The sequence below is a fragment of the Paucibacter soli genome, assembly GCF_037482845.1.
Taxonomy (GTDB): domain Bacteria; phylum Pseudomonadota; class Gammaproteobacteria; order Burkholderiales; family Burkholderiaceae_C; genus Paucibacter_B; species Paucibacter_B soli.
The window spans coordinates 295691-309399 of sequence record NZ_JBBHJW010000006.1 but is presented as its reverse complement, the minus strand read 5'-3'; the positions used below and the strand labels follow the sequence as shown (position 1 = coordinate 309399).

The following is a 13709-nucleotide window of genomic DNA, read 5'->3' as shown; positions in this document are numbered from 1 at the left end:
AGTGACGGCAGCACCTTCCGGACCCGGCCACCCACTGACCCTGGGCACCTACATAGAGGTATCAGGCCACCTGTATCCGCTAAAGGGCTGCGTTCTCAAACGTTCACGCTAGCCTTGCACGCGCAAAGCCTTGTGGCCTGGCCAGATGCCCGCATCTATCCTGGCTGCAAGGCCCATGTTTTTGCCGCCTGGGCATGATCGCGCCGCATCACTCCTCGGAGTTTTCGCGCTGAGCTCTCAGGTGGCCGCTTGCATTGCGCCGCCCAAATACCCCATCCGAGGAACTGCATGACCGCCAAAAAGACCGCGCCAAAGGCTGAGAATCAGGCTGAAACATTGGTTGAAGAAACCAAGAAACCTGCCAAGGCCGCCAAGGCCAGCAAGGCTGCCTCACCCGCCGCGGCCTCGGCCGACGACAAGCCCAAGCGCGGTCGCAAGCCCAAGGCGGCCACCGAGACCAAGAAGGCCGGCGCCAAGGCCAAGCCGATCGAAGAGGAAGTGGACCTCTCCGACCTGGAAGCGGATCTGGAAGGCGAGCCCGAGGCGGATGCCGAGGTGGAAGAGGCGGCCGAGGACAAGCCCAAGGCCAAGCCCCTGCGCATGAAGGTCAGTCGCGCCAAGGAGCGCGCGCTGATGCGCGAGTTCGGCCTGGACGAAACGGCACTGACCGAAGAGGAAGTCGCCAAGCGCCGGCAGGAGCTCAAGACCCTCATCAAGATGGGCAAGACGCGTGGTTTCCTGACGCATCAGGAAATCAACGACCACCTGCCCGAGAAGCTGATCAACGAGGAAATCCTCGAGGCCATCGTGTCCATGTTGAACGACATGGGCATCGCGGTCTACGAGCAGGCGCCCGACGCCGCCACCCTGCTGATCCAGGGCAGCACCTCGCCCACCGCCACCGAGGAAGAAGCCGAAGAAGCCGCGGAAGCTGCGCTGTCGACGGTGGACTCCGAGTTCGGCCGCACCACCGACCCGGTGCGCATGTATATGCGCGAAATGGGCACGGTCGAGCTGCTCACGCGTGAGGGCGAAATCGAAATCGCCAAGCGCATCGAAGGTGGCCTGCAGGCCATGATGCTGGCCATCTCGGCCTCGCCCACCACCATCGCCGAGATCCTCTCGATCGCCGCCAAGATCCGCGCCGGCGAGATGCAAATCTCCGAATCGGTGGACGGATTCGTCTCCGATGACGAGGCCGACGACTATGTGGCCGAGGAAGACTTCGACGAGTTCGACGAAGAGGACGACGACGACGGCAACGGCGGCTCCAAGGCGCTGACCAAGAAGCTCGAGGAGTTGAAGAACGCCGCGCTGGTGAAGTTCGACAACCTGTCGACCAACTTCGACAAGATGCGCAAGGCCTTCGAGAAGGACGGCTACCGCTCGGCCTCGTACGACAAGGCCCAGCACGCCATCAGCGCCGAGCTGATGACGATCCGATTCACCGTCAAGACCATCGAACGGCTGTGCGACATCCTGCGCTCGCAGGTCGACGATGTGCGCCGCTACGAGCGCGAGCTGCGCAAGATCGTGGTGGACAAGTGCGGCATGCCGCAGGAACACTTTATCAAGGTGTTCCCGCCCAATGCGCTGAACCTGCAATGGGCCGAGAAGGAAGTGGCAGCCGGCAAGCCCTACAGCACGGTGCTGTCGCGCAATCTGCCGCCGGTGCAGGAACTGCAGCAGAAGCTGATCGACATCCAGGCCCGAGCGGTGGTGCCGCTCGACGATCTGAAGGAGATCAACAAGCGCATGAACGAGGGCGAAAAGGCCTCGCGCGACGCCAAGAAGGAAATGATCGAGGCCAATCTGCGCCTGGTGATCTCGATCGCGAAGAAGTACACCAACCGTGGCCTGCAGTTCCTGGACCTGATCCAGGAAGGCAATATCGGCCTGATGAAGGCGGTGGACAAGTTCGAATACCGTCGCGGCTACAAGTTCTCGACCTACGCCACCTGGTGGATTCGCCAGGCCATCACGCGTTCGATCGCCGACCAGGCCCGCACCATCCGTATCCCGGTGCACATGATCGAGACGATCAACAAGATGAACCGCATCTCGCGTCAGCATCTGCAGGAATTCGGCTTCGAGCCGGATGCGCCGACCCTGGCCGAGAAGATGGAGATCCCCGAAGACAAGATCCGCAAGATCATGAAGATCGCCAAGGAGCCGATTTCCATGGAGACGCCGATCGGCGACGACGACGACTCGCATCTGGGCGATTTCATCGAGGACACCAACAATACCGCGCCGATTGAGGCTGCCATGCAGGCCGGCCTGCGCGATGTGGTGAAGGACATCCTCGACAGCCTGACCCCGCGCGAGGCCAAGGTGCTGCGCATGCGCTTCGGCATCGAGATGTCCACCGACCACACGCTGGAAGAAGTGGGCAAGCAGTTCGATGTGACGCGTGAACGCATCCGCCAGATCGAGGCAAAGGCGATCCGCAAGCTCAAGCACCCCAGCCGCTCGGACAAGCTGCGCACGTATCTGGACAATCTGTAAGCTGCGCGAGCTACCCAACGTAGGCCGGCCCAGCGCCGGCCTTTTCATTTGCTGCGCAGTTCTCCGCGTTTTCGCTGCAATGACCGTCATGGATGCCGGGCTACACTGAGACTTAGTTCACAGTCGCCAGACCCAGTACCCGCCCATGACCCAGATACGGGATCGCACCGTCTTGTTTGCCGACCTGCGCGGCAGCACCGGCTTGTTCGAGACCCTGGGCAATGCCGAGGCCACCTCGGTGGTCACGCACACGGTGAGCCTGATCGGCCAGGCGGTGGATGGTTGCGGCGGCCGCCTGGTGAAGACCCTGGGCGACGGCCTGATGGCGGTGTTCGACACCCCCCGCGATGGCGTCAAGTCCGCCGTCCAGATGCATGAGCTGCTGAAAAAGGTGGTGTCGCGCGGCCGCCAGCATGGCGCCTCGCCGGGGCTACGTGCGCTGCGCTTGCAGGTGGCACTGGCCCGCGGCGAGGTGGTCGAGATGGGCGGCGACTGCTTCGGCGACGCCGTCAATGTGGCCGCGCGCTTGCTGGACCATGCGGGCGACAACGAAATCCTCATCACCGCCGAAGTGCTGCAGGGCCTGGCAAGCAACACCAAGTCGCGCTTTCGCAGCCTGGATCGCATCGCGGTGCGCGGCCGCGCCGAGCCGGTGCATGTCTACGTGCTGGACGGCGCCCCCTCCGGCGACGCCGCCGCCACCCAGTTCGGCGAGGTGGTGCATTCGATGGAGCCGGATGGCATACGCCTGGTCTGGCTGGACCTGGACCGGGTCTTCGACATCGACAGCATGCCCATCGTGCTGGGCCGCAGCACCCAGGCCACCTACTGCATCACCGACGGCCGGGTCTCGCGCTCCCATGCCCGCATCGACTGGCATGGCGGCAGCTTCTCGCTCACCGACCTGAGCTACAACGGCACCTTTGTGCGCTTTGGCAACGATGACGAAATCGTCAGCCTGCGGCGCGGCTCCTGCACCCTGCATGGCAGTGGCGTGATCGGCCTGGGCAGCGCACCGCTGGATGCCACCTCGCCGACGGTGCGCTTCGAGGTGCTGCACTTCGCCGACACAGAACCCCTGCCTCTTGGCCAATCGCGGCTGAGGGGCTGATTCCGATGAGCTTCAAGCCCGAACCTGCCTATACCCATGGCAGCGCGCCCAAGATCGGCGTGCTGTTCTGCAATCTTGGAACACCCGATGCCGCCACCGCGCCGGCCCTGCGCCGCTATCTGGCGCAGTTTCTCGGCGACCCGCGCGTGGTGGAGATTCCGCGCCTTCTCTGGCTGGCCATCCTGCACGGCATCATCCTGCGCGTACGCCCGGCCAAGTCGGCCGCCAAATACGCCAGTGTCTGGACATCAGATGGTTCGCCGCTGAAGGTCTGGACCGAGAAGCAGGCCAAGCTGCTGCAGGGGTATCTGGGCCAACGCGGCCACCAAACCACGGTGCGGTACGCTATGCGCTACGGCCGGCCCACCATTGCCGCGCAGCTCGACGCCCTGCGGGCCGAAGGCGTGACGCGCGTGCTGGTGCTGCCCGCCTATCCCCAGTATTGCGCCGCCACCACCGCCAGCGTGGTCGACGATGTGGCGCGCTGGGCACTCAAGACCCGGCACCTGCCCGAGCTGCGTTTCATCAATCGCTACCACGACGAGCCCGGCTATATCGCCGCGCTGGCCGAATCGGTACGCAGCCATTGGACGCGCGAGGGCCGCGGCGACAAGCTGCTGATGAGTTTTCACGGCATGCCCGCCCGCACCCTGGCCCTGGGCGACCCCTATCACTGCGAATGCCTGAAGACCGGCCGCCTGCTGGCCGAGGCTCTGGGCCTAAGCAAGGAGCAGTACCTGGTGACCTTCCAAAGCCGCTTCGGCAAGGCCAAGTGGCTGGAGCCCTATACCGAACCCAGCCTGATCCAGCTGGCTCGGCAAGGCCTGAAATCGGTGGACGTGATCTGCCCAGGTTTCAGCGCCGACTGCCTTGAAACGCTGGAAGAAATCGCCCAGGAGGCGCAACAGGCCTTCAAGAACGCGGGCGGCCAGCGCTTCAGCTACATACCCTGCCTCAACGACAGCCCGGCCGGCATGCATGCCCTGGCTGACCTGGCAGAACGCCATTTGCAGGGCTGGCCCAGCGCGCAGCCAGCCGACGCCGCGGCCTTGCGGGCTCAGCAGGAATTGGCGCTTGCCAAGGGAGCGCAGCGCTGACGTGGTGACCGGGGCACAGCGCGGCATCGGCGACAATCGCGCCATGAAGAAAGATGCTGCAGCGAGCGGCCTGCGCCTGGACAAATGGCTCTGGGCCGCGCGCTTCTACAAGACCCGCGCCCTGGCGGTGGAGGAAATCGTGAAAGGCCGGGTCACCGTCAACGGCCAGTCCGCGAAGGCCTCGCGCGAGGTCCGGCTGGGCGACCGCATCCACCTGCGCCAGGGCGTCATCGAGCGCGAGCTGCTGGTGCGCGGCCTCAGCCACATCCGCGGCCCGGCGCCACAGGCCCAGGCCCTCTATGAAGAAACGCCGGACAGCATCGCCGCGCGCGAACGCGCCGCCGAGGCACGCCGCCTGGCGCCCGAGCCGGCCGCCAGCATCGTGCAGGGCCGTCCCACCAAGCAGGACCGGCGCGCCCTGGCGGACTGGGACCGCTGGTCGGCCCAGATTGATTGATTAATCAGGGTTAACACTCAAACCCCAGCTTCAAATTCCCCTCTTGAAAGCCCGGGCTCTCGCCCCATATGGGCGCGGTTACCCCGAAAGCCTTAGTCGCGCGGGGGCCCAGCCAGAACCACACAGACCATGACGACCGAGCCATCCATGTCCCAGGAACCCAACGCCGCAAGCACCGCTGAGGCGGCCCAGACCGAAGGCAGTGCCAGCACTGCGGAGCCCAGCATCGAGGCAAAGCTGGCCGAAACCGAAGCGCGACTGGCCGAAATGTCCGACGCCTACCTGCGCGCCAAGGCCGAGACCGAGAACATCCGTCGCCGCTCGGAAGACGAGATGTCCAAGGCGCGCAAATACGCGGTGGAGGCCTTTGCCGAGGCCATGCTGCCGGTGATGGACAGCATGGAAGCAGCCATCGCCACTCCGGACGCCAAGGTCGAGACGGTGCTGGAGGGCGTGCACGCCACCAAGCGCCAGCTGGCCGCCGCGCTGGAGCGCAACAAGGTGCTGGAGATCAACCCCGGCGCCGGCGTGAAGTTCGATCCGCACCAGCACCAGGCGATCTCGATGGTGCCGGCCGAGCAGGAAGCCAACACCGTGGTTGCAGTGCTGCAAAAGGGCTATCTGATCGCCGACCGGGTGCTGCGCCCGGCGCTGGTGACGGTGGCCGCGGCCAAGTAATTCACAGCTCGCCCCTCTTGAAGAGCGGCGACTTATCCACAGATTCAAAGCATCCAAGCATTCAGTTCAGGAGAACAACATGGGAAAGATCATCGGCATTGACCTGGGCACCACGAACTCGTGCGTGGCCGTCATGGAAGGCAACACGACGCGCGTGATCGAGAACGCCGAAGGCGCTCGCACCACCCCGTCCATCATTGCTTACCAAGAAGATGGCGAAATCCTGGTGGGCGCCTCGGCCAAGCGCCAGGCCGTCACCAACCCCAAGAACACCCTGTACGCGGTGAAGCGCCTGATCGGCCGCAAGTTCACCGAGAAGGAAGTTCAGAAGGACATCGATCTGATGCCCTACAGCATCGCCGCCGCCGACAACGGCGACGCCTGGGTCGAAGTGCGCGGCAAGAAGCTGGCGCCCCCGCAGGTCAGCGCCGAAGTGCTGCGCAAGATGAAGAAGACCGCCGAGGACTACCTCGGTGAGGAAGTCACCGAGGCCGTGATCACGGTGCCGGCCTACTTCAACGACGCCCAGCGCCAGGCCACCAAGGACGCCGGCCGCATCGCCGGCCTGGATGTCAAGCGCATCATCAACGAGCCCACCGCCGCGGCCCTGGCCTTTGGCCTGGACAAGCATGGCAAGGGCGACCGCAAGATCGCCGTCTATGACCTGGGCGGCGGCACCTTCGACATCTCCATCATCGAGATCGCCGATGTCGACGGCGAGATGCAGTTCGAGGTGCTGTCGACCAACGGCGACACCTTCCTGGGCGGCGAAGACTTCGACCAGCGCATCATTGACTACATCGTCACCGAGTTCAAGAAGGATCAGGGCGTCGACCTGACCAAGGATGTGCTCGCCCTGCAGCGCCTCAAGGAAGCCGCCGAGAAGGCCAAGATCGAGCTTTCGAACAGCTCGCAGACCGACGTCAACCTGCCCTACATCACCGCCGATGCGTCGGGCCCCAAGCATCTGAACATCAAGCTCACGCGCGCCAAGCTGGAGTCGCTGGTGGAAGAGCTGATCGAGCGCACCATCGCCCCCTGCCGCACCGCCATCAAGGATGCCGGCGTGGCGGTGAGCGCCATCGACGACGTGATCCTGGTCGGCGGCATGACCCGCATGCCCAAGGTGCAGGACAAGGTCAAGGAGTTCTTCGGCAAGGAACCGCGCAAGGACGTCAACCCCGATGAGGCCGTGGCCGTCGGTGCGGCCATCCAGGGCCAGGTGCTGGGCGGCGAGCGCAAGGACGTGCTGCTGCTGGACGTGACGCCGCTGTCGCTGGGCATCGAGACCCTGGGCGGCGTGATGACCAAGATGATCGCCAAGAACACGACCATCCCGACCAAGTTCAGCCAGACCTTCTCCACCGCCGACGACAACCAGCCGGCCGTGACCATCAAGGTCTACCAGGGCGAGCGCGAGCTGGCCTCGGGCAACAAGAGCCTGGGTGAGTTCAACCTCGAAGGCATCCCGCCGGCACCGCGCGGCACGCCGCAGATCGAGGTGAGCTTCGACATCGACGCCAACGGCATCCTGCATGTGGGCGCCAAGGACAAGGGTACCGGCAAGGAAAACAAGATCACCATCAAGGCGAACTCGGGCCTGTCGGAGGCCGAGATCGAGAAGATGGTGAAGGACGCCGAAGCCAACGCCGCCGAGGACAAGAAGAAGGTCGAGATCGTGCAGGCCAAGAACCAGGCCGACGGCATGGTGCACAGCGTGCGCAAGTCCCTCACCGAGCATGGCGACAAGCTGGAAGCCGCCGAGAAGGACAAGATCGAGGCCTCGATCAAGGATCTGGAAGAGGCCATCAAGGGCGATGACAAGGCTGCGATCGAAGCCAAGACCGAAGAGCTGATGAAGGCCAGCCAGAAGCTGGGCGAGAAGATCTACGCCGAGTCGCAGGCCGCCGCTGCCGCGGGCGCCGCCGCCGCGGGTGCTGCCGAGCAGCCGCACGCGCATGAGCAGGCGCAAGCCAGCGCCAAGCCGGCCGACGACAACGTCGTGGACGCCGAGTTCAAGGAAGTCAAGGACAGCAAGTAAGAAGCCGCGGGCGCGCCGGCCCACCGGCCGCTTGCAGCAAGCCGCCGCGCAGGCCTTCAAAGGCTTGACGCGGCGCACCTTTTTTCTACGCCCCGGACCCTCCCATGGCAAAGCGTGACTATTACGAGATCCTCGGCCTGGCCAAGAACGCCAGCGAGGAAGAGATCAAGAAGGCCTATCGCAAGCTGGCCATGAAGTTCCACCCCGACCGCAACCAGGGGGACGGGGCCAAGAAGGCCGAAGAGCAGTTCAAGGAGGCCAAGGAGGCCTATGAGATGCTCTCCGATGCGCAAAAGCGCGCCGCCTATGACCAGTACGGCCATGCCGGGGTGGATCCGAATATGGGCGGCCGCGGCGGCCCGGGCGCGGAGGGCTTTGGCGGCTTTGCCGAGGCCTTCGGCGACATCTTCGGCGACATCTTTGGCGGCGCCGGCGGTGCCGGCCGGCGTGGTGGCGGCCAGCAGGTCTACCGCGGCAGCGATCTCAGCTATGCGATGGAGATCACGCTGGAAGAAGCCGCACGCGGCAAGGAAACGCAGATCCGCATCCCCTCCTGGGAAAGCTGCGAGACCTGCAGCGGCACTGGCGCCAAGCCAGGCACCAGCGCCAAGAGCTGCGGCTCCTGCAACGGCAGCGGCACGGTGCATATGCGCCAGGGCTTCTTCTCGATCCAGCAGACCTGCCCGCACTGCCACGGCAGCGGCAAGATCATCCCCGACCCCTGCACGGTATGCAGCGGCCAGGGCAAGCTGAAGAAGAGCAAGACCCTGGAGGTCAAGATCCCGGCCGGCATCAACGAAGGCATGCGCATACGCTCGGCCGGCAATGGCGAGCCGGGTGTGAACGGCGGCCCGGCCGGCGACCTCTATATCGAGATCCGCATCAAGCAGCACGAGCTGTTCGAGCGCGACGGCGACGACCTGCACTGCACCATGCCGGTGGCCATGACCACCGCCGCGCTGGGCGGCAGCATCGAGGTGCCGACCCTGGGCGGCAAGGCCGAAATCGAGCTGCCCGAGGGCACCCAGCATGGCAAGACCTTCCGTCTACGCGGCAAGGGCATCAAGGGCGTGCGTTCCAGCTACCCGGGCGATCTGTACTGCCACATCAGCGTGGAGACGCCGGTCAAGCTCACCGAGCACCAGCGCAAGCTGCTCAAGGAACTGGACAAGAGCTTCAAGGATGGTGGCGAGCGCCACTCGCCCAATGCCAAGAGCTGGACCGACCGGGTCAAGGACCTGTTCAAGTAAGCCGCAGCCGCGACTTGCGTCACGCTGCGGCGCTCAAGTCGCGTGCGATAGCGCCGAAGAGACGGGGGTGAGCAAACCGGACTCCATGTACACCGGAGTGCGCGCCTGGCCATGCAGTTGATCGACAACAGCATCCAGGACGCCTGCGCCCTGGTCATCGACAGCAACGCCACCTCGCGCAGCCTGATGGCGGCGCAGTTGCGCGAGCTGGGCGTGGGCATGGTGCGCCAGGCCACCCGCATCAGCGATGCGCGCGTGATCCTGGAGCACAAGGCCTATGACATCGTGCTGTGCGACTACCACTTCGATGGCAGCGAGATGTCTGGCCAGGACCTGCTGGACGAGTTGCGCCGCGAGCAGTTGCTGCCGCACTCCACCGTCTTCATCATGGTCACCGGCGAGGCCTCCTACGCCAAGGTGGCCGAGGCCGCCGAGGCTGCGCTCGACGCCTATCTGATCAAACCCTACACCAGCGCCTCGCTGGCCGAACGCCTGACCCATGCACGGCACCGCAAGCGCGTGCTGAAGGACATCTTCGAGGCCCTGGAGGCGCAGAACTACGAGGCCGCTGCAGCACATTGCCTGCGGCGCTTCCAGGCCCGGGAGCAGTTCTGGCTCTACGCCGCCCGCATCGGCGCCGAGCTGCTGCTGCGCCTGGAGCGTCATGACGACGCCCGCAAGCTCTACGACGCCATCATCGAGGCACGCACCGTGCCCTGGGCAAGGCTGGGCGTGGCCCGCAGCGAGCTGGCCTCGGGCAACCCGGCGGCCGCGCGCCGCACGCTGGAAACCCTGATCGGCGACATGCCAGGCCATGCCGACTCCTACGATGTGATGGGCCGGGTGCAGATGGAACAAGGCGAGATCGCGCAGGCCATGGCCACCTATCGCACCGCCGCCAACCTGACGCCGGGCTGCCTGCTGCGCCAGCAGCGCGCCGGCACGCTGGCCTTCTATGTCGGCCAGCGCGATGAGGCGCTCAAGCAGCTGGAGCGCACCATCGCCACCGGCCTGCGCAGCAAGCTCTTCGACATGCTGACCCTGGTGCTGGTGGCCTTGATGCGCTTTGATGCCAGGGACACGCGCGGCCTCAAGCAGACCCACGAGGCCATGCTGCGCGAACTGGAGCGCGACCCAAAGTCGAGCCGCTTGCAGCGCTTTGCCACCGTGATCCAAGGACTGCGCCTGCTGCAGGAGCGGCGCGTGGCCGATGCCCTGCAGCTGGCGCGCAGTTTCGGCCGCGAATTCGACAGCGAGGATTTCGATCTGGAGGCCGCCAGCCTGCTGGTGGCGCTTTGGATGCGCTTTGCCGGCCAGGAGATCCAGCTGGAAGAAATGACGGCCCTGCTGACCCGCATCGGCCTGCGCTACTGCACCACCAAGTCGGCCACCGAGGTGCTGGTGGCGATGACGGAAGGTAACGAGCCGGCCGCACAGGAGTTGCGCGACTGCCATGCACGCATTTTTTCGATCGCCGAGACGGCCATGCGCCACTCGATGCGCGGCACGGCCAGGGTGGGCGTGGAGCTGTTGATACAGCAGGGGGCTGAAACCCGCAACGCCAAGCTGATCGACATGGCCAGCCTGGTGCTCAAGCGCCATGAAGAGAAGATCGACAACGCGGCCGAGCTACGCGAGCAGATCGGCGAGCTGCACCGCCGCTTTGTCCAACCGCTGGGCACCGGCTCGGGGATACGCCAGGCCCGCAGCGCGGGCGGGCTGGCACTGCGAGGCTGAGCCACAATCCGGGGCTTTGGTCCCCTGCCCCCCAGCCCATGCGCCTGCCCGGCTTTCTGCGCCCCCGCCTGAATTCACCCCTGAGCCTGACCTGGCTGGCCGCCCTGTGGATGGGCCTGCTGTGCAACTGGCCGCTGTGGCGGCGCATGCTGGACCTGCCCGAGCTGGGCGACGCCGCTGGCCGCCTGTTTGTGCTGGTGTTCGCCGGCATGGTGGTGAGCCTCACTGCCGGCCTGCTGAGCCTGCTGTGCTGGCGCGGGCTGATCAAGCCGGTGCTGGCGCTGTGCCTGCTCACCGCGGCCGCCCTGACCCATTTCATGAGCAGCTACGGTATCGTGGTGGACCCCGGCATGATCGTCAACGTGCTGCACACCGATGTGCGCGAGACGCGCGATCTGCTGAGCCTGCGCCTGTTCCTCACGCTGGCATTGCTGGGCGGTCTGCCAAGCTGGTGGTTGTGGCGTCGGCCGCTGGCGCACCGCCAGCTGCTGCCCAGCCTGGGCCTGAATCTGCTGAGCCTGGCGCTTGGCATGGCGCTGGCGGTGGCCCTGGCCATGAGCAGTTTTGCCGAGCTGGCGTCGACCATGCGCAACCACAAGGCCTTGCGCTACATGATCAACCCGATGACGGCCTTCTGGTCGTTGGGCTCGGTGGTGCTCGAGTCGCAGCAGGCGCCACAAGGCCCGCCCCAGGTGCTGGGCGCGGATGCCCGACTGACGCCGCGCCCGGCCGGCAGCAAGCCGCCGCTGTTCATGCTGGTGGTGGGCGAGACCGCGCGCAGCGCCAACTTCTCGCTGAACGGCTATGCCCGCAACACCAACCCCGAGCTGGCCAAGCTCGAGGTGCTGAGCTTCCGCGCCGTGAGCTCCTGCGGCACCAGCACCGCCGCCTCGCTGCCCTGCATGTTCTCGCCCTTGGGGCGCGAAGCCTACGGCAGCCAGCAGGGCGCGCATGAGAACCTGCTGGACGTGCTGCAGCGTGCCGGCCTGGCGGTGCTATGGCTGGACAACCAGTCGGGCTGCAAGGGCCTGTGCGAGCGCATTCCCAACAGCATGGCCGCCACGCCGGCCGCCGGCGCCGCGCCCTTGCCGGACGGGCTCTGCGATGGCGAGGAATGCCTGGACGCCGCCCTGCTGCATGGTCTGGATCAGCGCATCGCGGCGCTGGACCCGGCGCGCGTGGCGCGCGGCGTCGTGCTGGTGCTGCACCAGATGGGCAGCCATGGGCCGGCCTACTACAAGCGCTCGCCAGCCACGGCCAAGCCCTTCCAGCCCGAGTGCCGCAGCAACGCCCTGCAGCAATGCCCGCGCGAGCAGGTGCTGAACGCCTACGACAACACCATCGCCTACACCGACCATGTGCTGGCCGGCCTGATTGCCTGGCTCAAGACCCAGCAGGCGCGCTTCGACACCAGCCTGCTCTATGCCTCGGACCACGGCGAGTCGCTGGGCGAGAACAAGCTCTATCTGCACGGCATGCCCTATGCGGTGGCGCCGCCGGAACAGAAACAGGTGCCGCTGATCCTGTGGCTGCCCGAGCCCAGCGCACGGGCGGCCGGTGTGTCGCGCAGCTGCCTGGGCCAGCGCCTGGACCAGCCGCTCTCGCACGACCAGCTCTTCCACACCACCCTGGGACTGATGGGCGTGCAGACCAGCGTCATGCGCAGCGACTGGGACCTGCTGGCGCCCTGCCGTCCAGGCAAGCCTTAGAACAGCTCGGCCTGTGCCGCAGCCGGCGAGGCAGGCGGCCGGAACTGGCTCAGGTCCAGCGGGATACGTTCGCGGTTGAGCCCCAGGCGCGCGCAGGCCTTGCGCATGCGCTGCTGCAGCAGCTGGGCCCAGATGCCCTCGCCGCGCATGCGCGAGCCGAAGCGCGCATCGTTGTCGGCGCCGCCGCGCATCTCGCGCACCCGCGCCATCACGCGCGCGGCCCGGTCGGGCAAATGCTGCTGCAGCCAGTCCTGGAACAGCGGCGCCACCTCCCAGGGCAGGCGCAGCGGGATGCTGAAGGCCTTGCTGGCACCGGCCTCGGCGGCCGCGGCCAGGATCTGCTCCAGTTCGGGCTCGTTCACAAAGGGAATGATGGGCGAGACGCTCACACCCACCGGCACGCCCGCCTCGGCCAGGGTCTTGAGCGTGCGCAGGCGCCGCTGGGGCGCGGCGGCGCGCGGCTCGAGGATGCGCGCCAGCGCCGGGTCCAGCGTGGTGATGGACACATAGACGCCCACCTGGCGCCTGGCGGCCATTGGCGCCAGCAGGTCCAGGTCGCGCTCCACCCCGGACGACTTGGTGACGATGGAGAACGGGTGCTGGCAGGCCGCCATCAGCTCCACCAGGCCGCGCGTGATGCCTAGCTTGCGCTCGATGGGCTGGTAGGCGTCGGTGGCGGTGCCCAGGCACAGCAGCTTAGGGCTGTAGGCGCGCGACGCGAAGGCCGCATGCAGACGCTCGACCGCGTTGACCTTGGCGATGATGCGGGTCTCGAAATCCAGGCCCGGCGAGAGGTTCAGGTAGCTGTGCGTGGGCCGCGCGAAGCAGTAGATACAACCATGCTCGCAACCGCGGTAGGGGTTGATCGAAAGGTCAAAGCTGATGTCGGGCGACTGGTTGCTCGAGATGATGCTCCGGGCATGCTCCTCGATGATCTGGGTGCTGGGCGGCAGACGCTCTTCGGCGGCCTGCTGCTCCAGCGTGCCCCAGCCATCGTCGAAGCATTCGCGGGCCTGGCGCTCGAAGCGATGCGCGATGGCCCAGTCGCTGCCGCGCCCCTTGATGGGAATGGGAGGCTTGATGGTCGAAGACATACTGTATTTTCATACAGCATGCCATTC

The 13709-nt window shown here is 66.0% G+C and carries 10 protein-coding genes; 9 read left to right on the top strand and 1 reads right to left on the bottom strand.

The features are described 5' to 3' along the window. Positions 1-288: 288 nt before the first annotated feature. The 9 genes from rpoD (at position 289) to WG898_RS14630 (ending at position 12588) form a co-directional block, all read left to right on the top strand. Entirely contained in the window at positions 289-2508 is a 2220-nt protein-coding gene (rpoD, locus tag WG898_RS14670) for an RNA polymerase sigma factor RpoD (protein WP_339603531.1), read from the top strand. A 145-nt stretch (positions 2509-2653) separates the two neighbouring features. After that, on the top strand, positions 2654-3619 hold the full coding sequence (locus WG898_RS14665; RefSeq protein ID WP_339603530.1) for an adenylate/guanylate cyclase domain-containing protein: 966 nt from the start codon (positions 2654-2656) through the stop codon (positions 3617-3619). Positions 3620-3624: 5 nt separating this feature from the next. After that, positions 3625-4716 carry a ferrochelatase gene (gene hemH / locus WG898_RS14660; protein WP_339603529.1) on the top strand — a complete coding sequence of 364 codons (1092 nt, stop codon included), beginning with the start codon at positions 3625-3627 and terminating at the stop codon, positions 4714-4716. A 43-nt stretch (positions 4717-4759) separates the two neighbouring features. Then, positions 4760-5173, top strand: a complete 414-nt coding sequence (locus tag WG898_RS14655; RefSeq protein ID WP_339603528.1) for an RNA-binding S4 domain-containing protein — start codon at positions 4760-4762, stop codon at positions 5171-5173. A 129-nt stretch (positions 5174-5302) separates the two neighbouring features. Beyond that, positions 5303-5851, top strand: a complete 549-nt coding sequence (gene grpE, locus WG898_RS14650; protein WP_339603527.1) for a nucleotide exchange factor GrpE — start codon at positions 5303-5305, stop codon at positions 5849-5851. 34 nt (positions 5852-5885) lie between these two features. Continuing rightward, entirely contained in the window at positions 5886-7892 is a 2007-nt protein-coding gene (gene dnaK, locus WG898_RS14645; RefSeq protein WP_339603571.1) for a molecular chaperone DnaK, read from the top strand. A gap of 104 nt (positions 7893-7996) precedes the next feature. Beyond that, entirely contained in the window at positions 7997-9142 is a 1146-nt protein-coding gene (gene dnaJ, locus WG898_RS14640; RefSeq protein WP_339603526.1) for a molecular chaperone DnaJ, read from the top strand. Positions 9143-9253: 111 nt separating this feature from the next. Further along, positions 9254-10879 (top strand): response regulator, encoded by a 1626-nt coding sequence (locus WG898_RS14635; protein WP_339603525.1) that lies wholly within the window; start codon positions 9254-9256, stop codon positions 10877-10879. 38 nt (positions 10880-10917) lie between these two features. Continuing rightward, positions 10918-12588 (top strand): phosphoethanolamine transferase, encoded by a 1671-nt coding sequence (locus WG898_RS14630; RefSeq protein WP_339603524.1) that lies wholly within the window; start codon positions 10918-10920, stop codon positions 12586-12588. Here WG898_RS14630 and WG898_RS14625 read toward each other — a convergent pair. Beyond that, positions 12585-13682 (bottom strand): PA0069 family radical SAM protein, encoded by a 1098-nt coding sequence (locus tag WG898_RS14625; RefSeq protein WP_339603523.1) that lies wholly within the window; start codon positions 13680-13682, stop codon positions 12585-12587. The genes WG898_RS14630 and WG898_RS14625 overlap by 4 nt on opposite strands. Between the last annotated feature and the right edge of the window lie 27 nt (positions 13683-13709).